We start from the raw sequence: 16,630 nt of genomic DNA, 5'->3' as shown, positions 1-16,630 counted from the left end.
CTGAAACCCGGTGCCGCCGCGTCTGCGGGGGGGCGTTAGTCCGATGGCGCCCTATCGCCAATGTCCTCGGATGGCTCTTCGACGGAGCCGGCGGCGACGCTGGCATACATGCCGGTCGTGCGGAACTCGGTCGGGCTCAGGCCGAAGGACCGGCGGAAGACCTTGGCGAAGTAGTTGGGGTCTTCGAAGCCTGAGAGGATCGCCACCTCCTTGACCTGCAGGCTCGCCGTCTTTGTCAAAAGCTTCACGGCGCGCTGCAATCGCTTCTGCAAAACATATTCGGCCGGCGCCATGCCTTCGCTGGCGGCAAAGACGCGCGAAAAATGCGCGCGACTCAAGCCCGAGACGCGCGCCAGTTCCTCCACCGGGAGCGGGCTCTGCAGGTTGTTCATGATGTAGTCGACGACGCGGTGCATCGTCCTGTGCTCATGGCTGAACACCGGGTGCGAGCCGAAGACGTCGTCATAAAGCGCCATCGCCGCCTCATAGGCGATCGCGGAAGCGCGTCCGGGCGTCTCGCCGCCGCGGATCAGCCGCAGGCTGCAGTCAGCCAGATGCTCGATCGTTTCCGGCTGCAGCTTCAAAACCGGGCCGGTGACGGCGAGGATCGCGCGATGGACGCGCAAGGCTTCGTCGCCGTTCATCGAGATCCAGAAGAACTCCCAGCGCCCGCCGTCTTCCAGCCAGTAGCGATGATTGTGCGGCACGAGCAAAAGCAGCGTCTCGCCCTCGCGCACCCGATAGGTCCGGTTCTCGTAGCGCAGGTTTCCAGCACCCGCGATCGTGTGCTGCAGCACCGTGAACGGCGTATTGCCGCGCTTCCGCCCGTCCCAGTCATAGGTGGCATTGGTGCGGACTTCATAGCCGGTGCTGGTAGGCATCGTGTGCAGGCTCTGGCGCCCCCGCGGCAGCGAAACCGTTCGCATGATCGGGCCATTATTGATCAAATCGTGCAGCATAAAATTACCCATGAAAGCACAATACCGCTCTGGCGGGGTCGGCGATTATACACATAATGACGGCCAATCGCGCAACAGTCGGCTCTTGTAATCGAATGGAAAGACGGATCCGCGGTCAGGTTGCACAGGCGGCGGGTCAGGATTTTTGAATTAATTTTACCCTTCGCTTGAGAGCGCGCAGTCCAGGAGGAGTGAAAAGGGCATGGCAAGTTTCAAGATCGCCATCATTGGCGCCGGCAGCATCGGCTTCACCAAGAAATTGTTCACCGACATTCTCGCAGTGCCGGAACTGCGCGATATCGAGGTGGCGCTGACAGATCTCAGCGCCCGCAATCTGGAGATGATCAAGGCGATCCTCGACCGGATCGTCGAGGTCAACCGCCTGCCGACGAAGGTGACGGCGACGACCGATCGGCTGAAGGCGCTGGAAGGCGCCCGCTACATCATCAGCTGCGTTCGCGTCGGCGGTCTGGAAGCCTATGCCGACGACATCCGCATTCCGCTGAAATACGGCGTCGACCAATGCGTCGGCGATACGATCTGCGCCGGCGGCATCCTCTACGGCCAGCGCAACATCCCCGTCATTCTCGATTTCTGCAAGGACATCCGCGCGGTCGCAGAACCGGGTGCCAGGTTCCTGAACTATGCCAACCCGATGGCGATGAACACCTGGGCGGCGATCGAATACGGCAAGGTCGACACGGTCGGTCTCTGCCATGGCGTCCAGCACGGCGGCGAGCAGATCGCCGAAATCCTTAACGCCGGCGAGGGTGAACTCGACTACATCTGCTCCGGTATCAACCACCAGACCTGGTTCGTCGACGTCAGGCTCAAGGGCCGCAGAATAGGCAAGGACGAACTCGTCGCCGCCTTCGAGGCGCACCCGGTGTTTTCGCAACAGGAGAAGCTCCGCATCGACGTGTTGAAGCGCTTCGGCGTCTACTCGACCGAGAGCAACGGCCATCTCTCCGAATATCTTCCCTGGTACCGCAAGCGCCCGGAAGAGATCAGCCGATGGATCGACATGTCGGACTGGATCCACGGCGAAACCGGCGGCTATCTCAGGTATTCGACGGAAACCCGCAACTGGTTCGAGACCGAGTTTCCGCAATTCCTGGAAGCCGCCGGAAAACCGCTCGATCACCAGAAGCGCTCGAACGAACATGCGAGCCACATTCTGGAAGCGCTTGAGACGGGGCGTGTCTATCGCGGCCACTTCAACGTCAAGAATTCAGGTGTCATTACCAACTTGCCGGCTGATGCGATCATCGAATCCCCCGGTTTCGTCGACCGCTTCGGCATCAACATGGTCTCGGGCATCACGCTTCCGGAAGCCTGTGCCGCCACCTGCCTTTCCTCCATCAACGTGCAGCGGATGTCGGTGCATGCGGCTGTTACGGGCGATCTCGACCTTTTGAAGCTCGCAATGCTGCACGATCCGCTGGTCGGTGCGATCTGCACGCCGGAGGAGGTCTGGCAGATGGTCGACGAGATGGTGGTCGCTCAAGGCCAGTGGCTGCCGCAATACGCCCACGCCATCGACGGCGCGAAGGAGCGCCTCAGCCGCGCCACGGTCAAGACCCGCGACTGGAACGGTGCCGCGCGGCGCCAGGTGCGTTCGCTCGACGAACTGCGTGCCGAACGGCAGGCGGCCCGCGCCGCCGGCTGACCGATTGCAGCGCATGCCCGCGTGAGGAGACGCGGGCATGCGCTGCCACAACTGCAGACTTTCAAGGAGGAGGCCACGCTTCGGCGCGGCGAAAAGAGGGAGAATCTGAGCCAATGACCAGCCACAGACTGACGAAAATGGCGAGCCTGCTGCTCGTCGGCATCTCGACCTTCGCGCTTAACGCGGCGGCGTCCGATCCATCAGTCGTGCCCGAGCAGCCGCCATTCCCGGCCCAGGGCAAGATCACCTATGTGCCGCGCGACTCGATCGCCGAGTTCAAGGCGCTGCCGGAATACAAGGAGCCGGCCTGGGTCACCGAAAAATACGTCAAGGCCGGCAAGCTGCCGCCGGTTGCCGAGCGCCTGCCGAAGGAGCCGATGGTCTTCAAGACCGGCAACATGCCCGATGGTGTCGGCGTCTATGGCGACACGCTGCGCCACGTGATCGGCGGCCGCCCGGAAGGCTGGAACTACTCGGCCGGCCAGAGCCAGGGCTGGGGCGGCATCGACATCGGCATGTCGGAATGCCTGACCCGCACCGCACCACTCTTCCAGGTGGAAGCGAACGACGTCGAGCCGCTGCCAAACCTTGCCAGGAGCTGGGACTGGTCGGCCGACGGCCACAAGCTGACGATGCATCTCGTCGAGGGTGCGAAATGGTCGGACGGCGACCTCTTCGACGCCGATGACGTGATGTTCTACTGGGACGACAATGTCCTCGACCCGAATGTATCTCCGCTGAACGGCGCGACGCCCGAGACCTTCGGCGTCGGAACGACGCTGAAAAAGATCGACCAATACACCGTCGAGTGGACCTTCAAGGAGGCCTTCCCGCGTCAGCATCTCTATGCCATGGCCTATGGCACCTTCTGCCCCGGCCCGTCGCATATTCTCAAAGCCAAACATCCGAAGTATGCCGGCACGACCTACGACCAGTACAAGAACGCCTTCCCGCCGGAATATATGAACATCCCGGTCATGGGCGCCTGGGTGCCGGTCGCCTACCGCCCCGACGACATCATCGTGCTCCGCCGCAACCCCTACTACTGGAAGGTGGACGAGGCCGGTAACCAGCTGCCCTATGTCAACGAGCTGCACTACAAGCTCTCGACCTGGGCCGACCGCGACGTGCAGGCGATCGCCGGTTCCGCCGATCTTTCCAACCTGGAGCAGCCGGAAAACTTCGTCGAGTCGCTGAAGCGCGCCGCCCAGGACACGGCGCCCGCTCGGCTTGCCTTCGGCCCGCGCCTCATCGGCTACAATCTGCACATGAACTTCTCGGCCAATGGCTGGGGCGAGCCGGACGAGCGGGCTCAGGCCGTGCGCGAACTCAACCGCAACGAGGATTTCCGCAAGGCGGTGACCATGGCGGTCGATCGCAAGAAGCTCGGCGAAGCATTGGTCAAGGGTCCCTTCACCGCGATTTATCCGGGCGGGCTTTCCTCTGGCACCAGCTTCTATGACCGGGAGTCGACCGTCTATTATCCCTTTGACCTCGATGGCGCGAAGGCTCTGCTCGAAAAAGCTGGCCTGAAAGACACCGACGGCAACGGCTTCGTCAACTTCCCGGCCGACAAGGCCGGTGGGCAAGACGTCGAGATCGTGCTTCTGATCGACAACAGCTACGCGACAGACCGCAACCTCGCCGAAGGCATCATCGGGCAGATGGAAAAGCTCGGCCTTCGGGTCGTGCTGAATTCGCTCGACGGCAAACAGCGCGATGCGACGAACTATGCCGGCCGCTTCGACTGGATGGTTCACCGAAACGGCCCGGAATATGCGTCCGTCGTGCAGAACACGCCGCAGCTTGGCGCAACGGGTCCGCGCACCAGCTGGCACCACCGCGCGCCGGAGGGCGGTGAGGTCGATCTGATGCCGTTCGAGCAGGAGCTTGTCGATACCATCAACAAGTTCATCGCCAGCAACGACAATGCCGAGCGTGTCGCACTGATGAAGCAATATCAGAAGATCGCGACAACAAACCTCGATACGATCGGGCTTACCGAATACCCGGGGGCGCTGATTATCAACAAGCGCTTCGCCAACGTTCCGACCGGCGCTCCGATCTTCATGTTCAACTGGGCGGAGGACACGATCATGCGCGAACGCCTCTTCGTGCCCGCGGACAAGCAGGGTGACTTCGAGCTCTTTGCTGAACAGCTTCCGGGCAAGCCCGGCGAGAAGGGCCTCAGCAACTGATGCCACGCAGCTCCTCCGGTCGCAGGCCGGAGGAGCGCTCCCATCACCCCAACCGACAGAAGGAAACGGCATGTTCAGGTTTCTGCTTGTCCGCATCGCCTCTGCCATTCCGGTGCTGCTTGTCCTCAGCGTAGCGACCTTCGCCATCATCCAGGCCCCGCCCGGAGACTATAGCGATTACATCCGCTCGCAGCTGATCAACCAGGGCGGCGCGTCCTACGAGGAAGCGGAAGCCCAGGCCCAGGCCTATCGCAAGGAGCATGGGCTCGATCAGCCGATGGCGGTGCAATACGTCAACTGGATGACCGGCATCCTGACGCGTGGCGATTTCGGCCACAGCCTCTACTACAACAAGCCGGTTGCCGACGTCGTCGGCGAGCGCCTGCCGCGCACGCTGGCGCTGGCGCTGGTCTGCCACATCCTCGCGTCGGTGATCGGCATTTCCTTCGGCATTATCGCCGCCACCCGGCAATATTCCTGGATCGACAGCCTGCTTTCGACGGTTGCCTTTCTCGGCATGACGGTGCCGCGCTTCCTGATGGCGCTGATCATCGTCTATATCCTCGTCTTCCACTTCAATGTCAGCGAAATCAACAGCTTCCACTCGGCCCGCTACGGCGGCGCGCCCTGGTCCTGGGACAAGTTCGTCGACCTCGTCAAACATGTCTGGCCGGTCGTGGCGATCGCCACCTTTGGCGGGCTCGCCTACAATATGCGGGTGATGCGCGGCAATCTGCTCGACACGCTGAACGCGCAATATGTCGAAACCGCCCGGGCGAAGGGCCTCAGTGAAGGGGCCGTGGTCATGCGCCACGCGGTTCCGAACGCCCTGCACCCGCTGATCATGTATCAGGGCGTCGTGTTGCCCTATATGCTGACGGGCGAGATCGAGACCGCGATCATCTTCGCACTGCCGACCGTCGGTCCGGCCATCGTCGGCTCGATGTGGGTGGGCGACGTTTATGTCACCGCCACCTTCATGCTGGTGCTGTCGGCCACCCTCATCCTCGGCAACATCATCGCCGACATGCTGCTCGCAGCACTTGATCCGCGCGTGCGTCTGGGAGGAGCCCCGGCATGACCGTCGAGATTGAGACAACCCTTCCGCTCGTTGTCGAGCCCAAGCACGAGCAGCACAATGAAAGCTACCAGGCGCTCGTCTGGCGCCGGCTGAAACGCTCCTGGACGGGCATGCTCGGGCTGGTCCTCGTCGGCCTGCTGATCTTCATGGCGGTCTTTGCCGACTTCCTGTCGCCGGTCGATCCGAAGGCAACGGGTGTCGCCTTCGCGCCGCCGCAGGCGATCAGCTTTGCCGACAAGGACGGCAACTTCGTCTTCCCGCCGCGCAGCTACCCGCTGAGCGAGGGCACGGAGCTTGACCCGATCACCTTTCAGCCGATCATCGGCCCCGATTACGACAATCCGCAGATCCTCGGCTTCTTCATCAAGGGCGCGCCCTACCGCCTCTTCGGCCTGATCCCGGCCGAGCGGCATCTCTTTGGCGCGGTCGATGGTTCGCCGGTGCATCTGCTCGGAACCGACAAGTTCGGCCGCGACGTGCTCTCGCGAATTTTGGTCGGATCGCGCATCTCGCTGATGATCGCGCTGATCGTGGTATCGATCGTGACCTTCGTCGGCACCACCGTCGGCATGGCGTCGGGTTACTTTGGTGGCCGCTTCGACGTCTGGACCCAGCGCTTCGTCGAGCTGGTGCTCGCCTTCCCGCAACTGCCGCTCTATCTGGCGCTGACGTCGCTGATCCCGGTGACGGCGCCGACCAATGTCTTCCTCGCCTTCGTCATCATCGTCATGTCGGCGCTCGGCTGGGCGCAGATGTCACGCGAGGTGCGCGGCAAGACGTTGGCACTCGCCCGCATCGACTATGTGCGGGCGGCGATCGCCGTCGGTGCCAGCGACCGGCGCATCATCTTCCAGCACATCCTGCCGAACGTGATGAGCCATGTGATCGTCGCGGTCACGCTGTCGATCCCGCAGGTGGTGCTCTTGGAATCCTTCCTCGGGTTCCTCGGCTTTGCGGTCAAGCCGCCGCTGATTTCCTGGGGACTGATGCTGCAGGACACGTCCACCTATTCCGTCATCGGGTCCTATCCCTGGATCCTGTCGCCCGTCGCCTTCGTGCTTGTCACAGTCTTCGCCTTTAATGCGCTTGGCGACGGTCTGCGCGACGCCATCGATCCCTATTGAGGAGGACGCTTCATGACTGAGACAATCGACGTCCTCGTAGCCGCGCCCGCCGAGCGCAAGGATCTTACCGAACGAAACGGCCGGCCGATCATCGACGCCCGCAATGTCGCTGTTCGTTTCAAGGTCGAACACGGCATGGTGGAGGCGGTGAAGGACGTGTCCTTCCAGCTCTACCGTGGCGAAACCATCGCCATTGTCGGCGAGTCCGGCTCGGGCAAATCGGTGACGGCGCGCAGCGTCATGGGGCTTCTCTCCAAGCGCGCCACCATCGCTCCGCAATCGCGCATCGACTATGACGGCAAGGACGTGTTGAAGTTCTCGCCGCGCGAGCGGCGCGCCTTGCGCGGCAATCGGCTGGCGATGATCTTCCAGGAGCCGATGAGTTCGCTGAACCCGGTCTATACGGTCGGCACGCAGATCATCGAGGCGATCCGGGCGCACCGCAGGATCAGCCGCCGGGCGGCGATGGAGCGGGCACTGGAACTGCTGCGCCACGTGCGGATCCCGGACCCGGAACTGCGGCTCAATCAGTATCCGCACCAGCTTTCTGGCGGCCAGCGCCAGCGGGTGATGATCGCCATGGCGCTCGCCAACGATCCTGATGTGCTCATCGCCGACGAACCGACGACGGCGCTCGACGTCACCGTGCAGGCGCAGATCCTCAACCTGATCCGCGACCTGCAGCGCGAACTCGGCATGGCGGTGATCCTGATCACCCACGACCTGACGGTCGTGCGGCAGTTCTCCGACTACGTCTATGTGATGCAGTATGGCGAGGTGAAGGAGCACAACACGACGGCTGCGCTCTTCGCCAACCCGTTGCATGCCTATACCAAACGGCTGCTGTCTTCGGAGCCGTCGGGTGCCGCCAAGCCGCTGCCCGACAATGCGCCGATCATGCTTGATGGACGGGACGTGAAGGTCTGCTTCACGCTGAAGAAGGGTGGCCTGTTTCGCCCGCAATTCTCCGAGTTCGTCGCCGTCGACAGGCTGAGCCTCAATCTGCGCAAGCATGAGACGCTGGGGCTCGTCGGCGAATCCGGCTCGGGCAAGACGACCTTCGGCCAGGCGCTGATCCGTCTCATCAATGCCGATGGCGGCGAGGTCTTCTTTGACGGTATCCCGATCCACGACAAGGACCGGACCGCGATGCGGCCCTTGCGTTCGCGCATCCAGATCGTCTTTCAGGATCCCTTCGCCTCGCTCAATCCGCGCATGTCGATCGGCCAGATCATCGAGGAGGGGCTCGTCGTCAACGGCATAGGTCAAAACCGCAAGGAGCGGCTCGACCGGGTGGTGGACGCGCTCAGCGCCGCCGGCATGCCGGGCAACATCCTGTCGCGCTTCCCGCATGAGTTTTCCGGCGGCCAGCGCCAGCGCATCGCGATCGCTCGGGCCATTGCGCTCGAGCCGGAATTCATCCTGCTCGACGAGCCGACATCGGCGCTCGATCTCTCCGTCCAGGCCCAGATCATCGAGCTCCTGCGCAAGCTGCAGGACGAGCGGGGCTTGAGCTATCTGTTCATCTCCCATGACCTCAAGGTCGTGCGCGCGCTCTGCCACCGGGTGGTGGTGATGCAGCATGGCAAAATCGTCGAGGAGGGGCCGGTGAGCGAAATCCTTTCCAATCCCAAGACCGCCTACACCGAACGGCTCGTTAAAGCCGCCTTCGATGTGGCAGCATGACCACGAGAAAACAGAGGCAATCCATGACCAGACAACCCAAGATCACCTTCATCGGCGCTGGATCCACCGTCTTCATGAAGAACATCATCGGCGACGTGCTGCAGCGGCCGTCCCTGTCCGCCGCAACGATCGCGCTGATGGACGTCAACCCGCAGCGCCTTGGTGAAAGCGAGATCGTCGCCGGCAAGCTGGTGCGCACGCTCGGCGTCAAAGCCAAGATCGAGACCCATTCCAACCAGCGCAAGGCGCTCGAAGGTGCCGATTTCGTCGTCGTCGCCTTCCAGATTGGTGGTTATGAGCCCTGCACGGTCACCGATTTCGAGGTTCCGAAGAAATACGGCCTGCGCCAGACGATCGCCGACACACTCGGCGTCGGCGGCATCATGCGGGGCTTGCGCACCGTGCCGCATCTCTGGAAGATCTGCGAGGACATGCTCGAGGTCTGCCCCAACGCGATCCTGCTGCAATACGTCAACCCGATGGCGATCAACACCTGGGCGATCGCCGAGAAGTATCCGACGATCCGCCAGGTTGGCCTTTGCCACTCCGTCCAGGGCACGGCCTTCGAACTGGCGCGCGATCTCGATATCCCGGTGTCGGAGATCCGCTACCGCGCCGCAGGCATCAACCACATGGCCTTCTATCTGACGTTCGAACACAAGCAGGCCGACGGCAGCTTCCGCAATCTCTATCCGGATTTGGTGCGTGGCTACCGCGAGGGACGTTTTCCGAAGCCCAGCCACTGGAACCCGCGCTGCCCCAACAAGGTTCGCTATGAGATGCTGACGCGGCTCGGTTACTTTGTCACCGAAAGCTCGGAGCACTTTGCCGAATACACGCCCTATTTCATCAAGGACGGCCGTCCGGATCTGATCGAAAAGTTCGGCATTCCACTCGACGAATATCCGAAGCGTTGCGTCGAACAGATCGAGCGCTGGAAGGGGCAGGCGGCAGCCTTCAAGGAAGCCGAGACGATCGAAGTGGCCGAGAGCCACGAATATGCCTCCTCGATCATGAACTCGGTCTGGACCGGCGAACCCTCGGTGATCTACGGCAACCTCCGCAACAACGGCTGCATCACCTCGCTGCCGGCAAACTGCGCCGCGGAAGTTCCCTGCCTGGTCGACGCATCGGGCATCCAGCCGACCTTCATCGGCGACTTGCCGCCGCAGCTGACGGCGCTGATCCGCACCAACATCAACGTTCAGGAACTGACGGTCCAGGCGCTGGTGACCGAGAACCGTGAGCACCTCTATCATGCCGCGATGATGGACCCGCACACGGCGGCCGAACTCGACCTCGACCAGATCTGGTCGCTCGTCGACGACCTGCTCGTCGCCCATCGCGACTGGATCCCGGAATGGGCGCGAGTTTCGAAAAAGGCCCAGGCGGCTTAGCTCTTTCTCCCGGCTAAGCTGCGATCAAGCCCCGGAACTGCTGTTCCGGGGCTTGTCCTTTCACTACAGCGCCGCGCGTCTTATCAGACGCGCAAAGGTCGCTGTAGCACTTTGAATTGCTGCATGTTTTTGTCCTTTGATCGGAGACGATTAAAGGAAACATCCAGTTAGGCTTCAACGCCTTGCGAAAGCGGCAGCACAATGCGCATGCAAGCGCCGCCGGACGCCGAGCGGGCGACATCGACGTAACCGCCGTGCAGATGGGCGATTTTCTGCACGAGATTGAGCCCAAGGCCGGCGCCCTTGCCGTCCTTGCGCAGCCGCTGGAACGGCTCGAATATCTTGTCCGTCTCGCTGCGCGGTATTCCGTCGCCGTCGTCGCACACATCGATCGAACCTTGCGAGTCGACCTTAACCGTGATCGTGCCCCGGCGACCGCCATGGTCGATGGCGTTCTGTACGAGATTGGTAAGCGCCCGCTCCAACGATGCTTCGTCCCCCGTCACCATAACAGGGCGTTGATCTGCCTCGAAGGTCATCTCGTAGCCCGCTCCGAAGGCAAGTGGTGCGAGCGCAACGATCACCCGCTCGGCAAGCGCTGCGAGATCGACGGGCCTGAACTCGTCCTTTTGGGCATCGAGACGTTCGAGGTCGAGCAACTGGCCTGCCAGAATTGAAAGGCGCGTCACGTCCTCGTTGAGTCGGGTCTTGTCCGGTCCCGGTGGAAGCGACGCGATACGGGCGCCGAGGATGGCGACCGGTGTGCGCAGTTCATGCGCCGCCTGCGCCAGAAAGCGCTTATGTCTTGTATACCCGTCATCAAGCCGCACCAGCGCATCGTTGACCGCCGTCACCAGCGGCAGGAATTCCGAGGGAACGTCCGCGACCGGCATCTGGATGCCGCGCTGGTCATATTCGATATGCGCTGCATGCGAGGCGGCGTGTGACAGGCCCGACAGCATCCTGCGAACGACGATCGGCGTGACCACCACGGTCGCAAACGCCAGAAGCAGCAGCATCGGCACGAAGATCGTGAGGAAGGCGCCGGTCGTGCTGAGCAGAAGGCGGCTCAAGGTCAGCTCCCCTTCTGTGCCGCTGAATATCTGGACGCTGCCGGCCGGGGACTCGAGCCATTTGACAACGGCTTCCGGGCGCGCGTTCTTGTCCGGGGAAAGCCTGAAGCGGGCGTCGTTCATGTGCTCGAGGCCGGCGGTCGCAAAGGCGAAGGCGTCGGGCACCTCTCCTTCGGAGAGACTGTATCCTTCCTTGTCACGCACGATGAACCAGATGTTCCCCGCCTGCTGACGCAACCGGGTCAAGTCAGGCGTTTCCTGAAGGACGAGGTCGCCGTTCTGATTGCGGGTGATGGCATCCTTTAAGACGTCGACATTGCCGTTCTCGTAGCCGTCAATGAGATAGCCGGTCACCCAGAGCAAACCGACGGCAATGGCGATCACGACCAGGGTCGCGACCGTCTCGAACAGCACCAGCCAGCCGACGAGACGCCATTTGAACGAATGCGAAGCGCTGCCGCTCATGAGCCTTCCCGCAAGAGGTAGCCGACGCCGCGGATGCCGTTGATGATCACGCCGGCGTCCGCCTGCTGCAGCTTGCGGCGGACGCGCGAGATATGGGTGTCGAGTGCGTTGGACTGGATTTCGTCGTCGAGGCCGAACACCGCTTCCATCAAGGCGGCGCGCAGCACCATCCGGCCCATGCGGCGGGTGAGGGTTTCGAGCACCAGAAGCTCGCGCCGCGGCATTTTCAGCGATGTGCCGGCCACGCTTGCCTCGCAATGCGCGAGGTCGAAGGAGAAGCGCCCGGCCGTGACTATGTCGGACTGCACAGGGATCGGCCGCCGCGCCAACGCCCGCAGTCGCGCCAGCAGCTCCTCAAAGGCAAAGGGTTTGCCGATGTAATCGTCGGCCCCACCATCGAGCCCTGCAACCCGGTCGGCGAGGTCGTCGAGTGCGGTCAGCACCAGCACGGGCACGTTGTTGCCGCGCGCCCGTATCTTGGGGATGAGCGAGAGCCCGTCACCATCCGGAAGCTTGCGGTCGAGCACGATGACATCGTAGACCGCATCGCGCAGGATCAAGGCCGCTTCGGCGAGGTCGCGCGCATGATCCGCGATCATCCTGTGATTGCTCAACGCCGCCCTCAGCGCATCCGCGAGTTCCTTCTCATCCTCGACCAGCAAGACCCGCATGATTGCGCTTCACCTCGTGCAAATGTCGTTACGCGCGCGCAACGTAGTGCCGCTTCATTGAGGGAACCTGTCATTCGTCCTATGGGGCAAATGCTGGTTCGATCGGTATCTTCAAAGAGGGCGTTCCTTCCGTAGGATGCCGCAAGCTAATCCCGATCGCCAGCATTGCACAATCATTCGTTGCGAGCGCGGCGCATGACATGCTGTCTCAATGTTGATCCTTAGGCTGTGCGACAATCGCTCGTGGGCATGCGTTCCGCGAGATATCGCCAAAGGGCCTGGATCAGGACGCATGAAAATCGGGAACCGAAGGTGGCGTTCGCGCCACGCACATGGAGATCGACCCGGCCGCAACCCAGCCACGGGGTGGGCTGCGGCGATCCATTCCTCAAGGCTTCTGCAGTACGCGGTTCTGGCATTCGCGCTTGCCATGGCTGGCTGCGTCGGCCCGGACGTGACGCCGACGAACAGGCGGCTGGAATTGACGACCGGAGCCGTCCCGCTGCAGCAACCGACGCCGGATGCCGACGACACGGGTATCATTCTTGCGTTTTCCGGGGGCGGCGCCCGCTCGGCTGCGTTCGGCTATGGTGTGCTGTCGGCTCTGGCGGAGGCGCCATCGCCAGGGGTAAGAGGACGCAAGCTCGCGGACGAGGTTGCCGTCGTCGCCGGCGTTTCTGGCGGGGCGGTGCTTGCGTCGTACTTCGCACTTTACGGCCGCCCAGGCCTCGCCGACTTCCGCGAGCGCTTTCTCGGGCGAAACGTCGAGGCGTCGCTCCGGTTGTCGTTTTCGCCGGGGAACATCCTGCGCGGCTATCAGGGCGGGGTGAACGACCGGTCCGGCTTGCCCGCCTGGCTTGATGCGAACCTGTTCAAGGGCGCAACGCTCGGCACGGTGGCGCGCCCGGGCCATCCGCGCCTGGTGATCCATGCGACCGACCTCTACAACCGCGCGCCGTTCATCTTCGACCGTGAATCTTTCACTGCCATTTGCAGCGATTTTGACGACTATCCGCTCGCCTATGCTGTCGCGGCCTCGGCCGCCGTCCCGGTCGTCTTTGCGCCCTTGACCTTGCAGAACTTCCGGACGGGTTGCGAGGCGCTGCCTGAAAAGGCTGCCCCGGTTGCCGGATCACGCGCAGCGGGTTCGCTTGTCGCAAGCGAGTACGCCGACGCCCTTCGGCGATACGAAACAGCAAAAGACCTGAACTACCTCAAGCTCTACGACGGCGGTCTGGTGGATGGCGTCGGAACACAGAGTCTGTTGCATCTGATGGTGCGGTCTGCACCCGAACCCATTCCCGAGGAGCGGGCCCAGCGCTTGAGGCACGTGATCGTCATCGTCGTGGATGCCTCGACCCGGATCGGAGGGGATCTGTCGAAAACCGTCGATAGCCCCAAGGCGCCGGACGCGATTGTCGCGGCCATCGACGCGATGATCAACAATCCCAATCTCCAGAGTTTCGATGCCTTCCGCAATCATCTGCCGGCATGGCGCGACAGGTTCGTGAAGTGGCGTTGCGGTAACGGGAGGGCGAAACGGAACTGCGGCGATCTCGATGTCGACGTCGTCCGGCTGGCCTTGACCGACATCGTCGACCCGCCGGTGGCACGGCGGATCATGACGCTCCACAACAGACTGACATTGGATGCGAAGGATGTCGATTTCCTGTCGGGCCTCGGCCGGCGGCTGCTTATCGAACATCCCGGATACCAGCGATTCCTGGACCGCATCAGGCGGGGCACCACGGATGGGCGTATCAGCGCCTTGTCGAATTGGCGCTGAGGCAATCTCAAATAACAGTAAATACTAATACAACCTCTCTGAATAAGGCTTTCGATGTGATAAACTCATCGCGGGAGCAACAGCCGGCTTAGGAGATGCCGGCCTCCGTTTCATCTCGCAGTTCAGTCGTTCGTGGATGTCGAGGCAGTGTCTCCACCATGCCGGACCAGGTCAGGCCGTCCGCAAAGTCGACCATTGACCGAAACTCGGATTGGGAGGTGTATGATGGTTCGCAAATTGTTTCTCATCTTGGCTGCCGCGGCGTCCGCGCTTGCGATCAACGGAGCCGCTTGGGCCGATTTCACGGTCCTCGTGCCATCGAGCAGCGAGGGGGACGGCCTTAGGGCTGCTGCCGACGACTACTCGAAGATGAAGGGCACGAAGGTGGAGATCGTGCAGGCGCCCTATGCCAACGTCTTCGAACAGGGAGCCAATGCAGGGGCAACCAAATCCGGCGTATTCGACATCATTCTGATGGATGACCCGTGGATTCCGTTTTTCGCCGAGAACGGACATCTCGAGGATTTGACACCATACTTCAAGAAAGCGGGCCTGGAGGGGCCGGACACCGACTTCCTGTCGAAGTCGCTGGCGATCTGCCGCAACCCTTACAATACCGGCCCCTATGTTTGCCTGCCCTATGTGGGAAACGCCCAGATGTTCTTCTATGACGCCGCCAAGTACAAGGAAGCCGGCGTCGACGCTCCCAAGACCTGGGATGACGTCTTGAAGGCGAGCCAGGCGCTGACCAAGGACGGCGGCGGCCGCTATTTCGGTTATGTCTTCCGCGGCGGTCAGGGTAACCCGGTCGTGGCCGACTTCATGCCGATCTTCTGGTCCTACGGCGCCGATATGTTCAACGCGGATCGCACAAAGGTGACGATCGACACGCCGGAAGGCGCGGCCGCGATGAAGACCTTCATGGCGCTCCGCGACGTTTCGCCAAAGGGGATCGAGAGCTACAACGCCAACGAAGTGGGCACTGCGCTTGCCGCCGGCACCGCCGCCTCGTCAATCAACTGGCCGAACTGGGTTGCGACCTTCGAGGATCCGAGCCAATCGAAAATGGTCGGCAAGATCTCCTACAGCCCGATCCCGGCGGGCACGAAAGCGGGCAGCTCGGAAATCGGCCATTGGACCATGGGCATCATGTCGGCCTCCAAGAACAAGCAAGAAGCCTTCGACTTCATGCTGTGGGCGACTTCGCCCGAGCAGATCAAGATCTCCGCCGAGCGCGGCAACCCACCGGTGCGGACCTCGGTCTTTACCGACCCGGAACTGACCAAGCAGGAGAAATTCCGCCACTACCCGGTGCTGATGGAGGCGATCCAGGCCTCGACGCCACGGCCGCGCCATCCGAAGTGGCCGGAGATCGAAAATGCCTTCGGCATCGAGCTTTCCAAGGTGGTCGCGGGCACGATCACGCCCGAGGAAGCGCTGAAGAACTCACAGGCAGCGGTCGAAGAAATCACCGGCCTTAAATAGGCGGAGGCATATATCGGCGGGGCCACAGACCCTACTCTCGCGGCCGCACCGGCATCGGTCCGGTGGGGTCGCACTTGAGGTCTGTATGGACAGCGCCTGCGGGAGAAATCGATGTTGAAGCCCGGCAAAGGCATACCGGCGGCGTCGCTCCGACTGGGTGGCGCACTCGAACATTGGACCGAGCGGCACCTGCGCTACCTGATGCTGGCGCCGACCATGCTCATCCTTCTGGCGCTGACGATCTTCCCCAGCCTCTACATGTTCTATGCGGCGGTCCACAAGATCAGCCCCAATCCCGACCTGCCCTGGCAATTCGTCGGTCCAGGCAATTTTGCGCGGCTCTTGACCGATGCACAATTTCACGCCGCGCTGCGCAACACTGCAGTCTTTACCATCGTTTCCGTGTCAGTGGAGTTCGTGCTCGGTCTCGGCCTGGCGCTGCTTCTTGATCGGTTCATTCGCCGGCTCACCTTCTTGAAGACTGTGCTGATGATCCCGATGATGCTGCCGCCAATCGCCGTCGCGATCACCTGGAAGATCATCTACGAGCCACAGTTTGGCGTCCTCAACGAAATCATGTTCCGTCTCGGCCTTCCACTGCAGGCCTGGGCGGGCGACGTGAACCTTGCGATGTTTTCGATCATCGTTGCCGACGTCTGGCAATGGACGCCTTTCATCTTCCTTCTGATGCTGGCGGGGCTGGCAAGTCTCCCGGTCGAGCCCTACGAGGCGGCCGCGCTCGATGGCGCCTCGTCCTGGCGGCAGTTCTGGGACCTGACGCTGCCGTTCCTCAAACCGGTGATTGCCATTGCCTTGCTGCTGCGCGTCATGGATGCGCTGCGCCTATTCGATCTCGTCTTCATCCTGACGGGAGGAGGTCCCGCCGATCGCACCAAGGTTCTGAGCCTCTATATCTACCAGGTCGCCTACCGCTTCGCCGATCCCGGCTACGCGGCGGCGATATCGCTGTTCGTCCTGTTCGTGACGATCGTTCTCAGCACCTGGTTCATGAAACGCATGCGGCTGGCGGATTGAC

General features: G+C 62.2%; 12 protein-coding genes. 9 read left to right on the top strand and 3 right to left on the bottom strand.

Annotation, left to right across the window (positions count from 1 at the left end; translation table 11 throughout):
- Positions 1-35 precede the first annotated feature (35 nt).
- A complete protein-coding gene (locus AC070A_RS06310; RefSeq protein WP_057251911.1) occupies positions 36-971 on the bottom strand; it encodes an AraC family transcriptional regulator in 936 nt (311 codons plus the stop codon).
- A gap of 190 nt (positions 972-1,161) precedes the next feature.
- On the opposite strand from AC070A_RS06310, the gene AC070A_RS06305 reads away from it, so the two are divergent.
- The 6 genes from AC070A_RS06305 to AC070A_RS06280 all read left to right on the top strand — a co-directional run bounded on the left by AC070A_RS06305 (position 1,162) and on the right by AC070A_RS06280 (position 10,114).
- Positions 1,162-2,628 (top strand): alpha-glucosidase/alpha-galactosidase, encoded by a 1,467-nt coding sequence (locus AC070A_RS06305; protein WP_057251910.1) that lies wholly within the window; start codon positions 1,162-1,164, stop codon positions 2,626-2,628.
- 113 nt (positions 2,629-2,741) lie between these two features.
- Positions 2,742-4,826, top strand: a complete 2,085-nt coding sequence (locus tag AC070A_RS06300; RefSeq protein WP_492383773.1) for an ABC transporter substrate-binding protein — start codon at positions 2,742-2,744, stop codon at positions 4,824-4,826.
- A gap of 70 nt (positions 4,827-4,896) precedes the next feature.
- The gene (locus tag AC070A_RS06295; protein ID WP_058329707.1) at positions 4,897-5,907 is read left to right on the top strand and encodes an ABC transporter permease; all 1,011 of its coding nucleotides are present in this window, start codon (positions 4,897-4,899) and stop codon (positions 5,905-5,907) included.
- A complete protein-coding gene (locus tag AC070A_RS06290) occupies positions 5,904-7,031 on the top strand; it encodes an ABC transporter permease (protein ID WP_058322815.1) in 1,128 nt (375 codons plus the stop codon). Before AC070A_RS06295 ends, AC070A_RS06290 begins: the two co-directional genes overlap by 4 nt.
- 12 nt (positions 7,032-7,043) lie before the next feature.
- Positions 7,044-8,717 (top strand): ABC transporter ATP-binding protein, encoded by a 1,674-nt coding sequence (locus tag AC070A_RS06285; RefSeq protein WP_057251906.1) that lies wholly within the window; start codon positions 7,044-7,046, stop codon positions 8,715-8,717.
- Positions 8,718-8,740: 23 nt separating this feature from the next.
- Positions 8,741-10,114 carry an alpha-glucosidase/alpha-galactosidase gene (locus AC070A_RS06280; protein ID WP_492383772.1) on the top strand — a complete coding sequence of 458 codons (1,374 nt, stop codon included), beginning with the start codon at positions 8,741-8,743 and terminating at the stop codon, positions 10,112-10,114.
- Between the two features lie 167 nt (positions 10,115-10,281).
- On the opposite strand, the gene AC070A_RS06275 is transcribed toward AC070A_RS06280, so the two are convergent.
- Together AC070A_RS06275 and AC070A_RS06270 are read right to left on the bottom strand one after the other, a co-directional pair.
- Positions 10,282-11,652 (bottom strand): sensor histidine kinase, encoded by a 1,371-nt coding sequence (locus AC070A_RS06275; protein ID WP_057251904.1) that lies wholly within the window; start codon positions 11,650-11,652, stop codon positions 10,282-10,284.
- Positions 11,649-12,323 carry a response regulator transcription factor gene (locus tag AC070A_RS06270; RefSeq protein WP_057251903.1) on the bottom strand — a complete coding sequence of 225 codons (675 nt, stop codon included), beginning with the start codon at positions 12,321-12,323 and terminating at the stop codon, positions 11,649-11,651. Before AC070A_RS06270 ends, AC070A_RS06275 begins: the two co-directional genes overlap by 4 nt.
- A 292-nt stretch (positions 12,324-12,615) precedes the next feature.
- On the opposite strand from AC070A_RS06270, the gene AC070A_RS06265 reads away from it, so the two are divergent.
- The 3 genes from AC070A_RS06265 to AC070A_RS06255 all read left to right on the top strand — a co-directional run bounded on the left by AC070A_RS06265 (position 12,616) and on the right by AC070A_RS06255 (position 16,629).
- Entirely contained in the window at positions 12,616-14,109 is a 1,494-nt protein-coding gene (locus tag AC070A_RS06265) for a patatin-like phospholipase family protein (protein WP_494773557.1), read from the top strand.
- 225 nt (positions 14,110-14,334) lie between these two features.
- On the top strand, positions 14,335-15,594 hold the full coding sequence (locus AC070A_RS06260; RefSeq protein ID WP_057251901.1) for an ABC transporter substrate-binding protein: 1,260 nt from the start codon (positions 14,335-14,337) through the stop codon (positions 15,592-15,594).
- Between the two features lie 111 nt (positions 15,595-15,705).
- Entirely contained in the window at positions 15,706-16,629 is a 924-nt protein-coding gene (locus AC070A_RS06255) for a carbohydrate ABC transporter permease (RefSeq protein WP_057251900.1), read from the top strand.
- Position 16,630: the final 1 nt, after the last annotated feature.

This window comes from Ensifer sp. GW101-20A05 (assembly GCF_059424735.1).
This window is presented reverse-complemented; position numbering and strand designations above follow the sequence as displayed.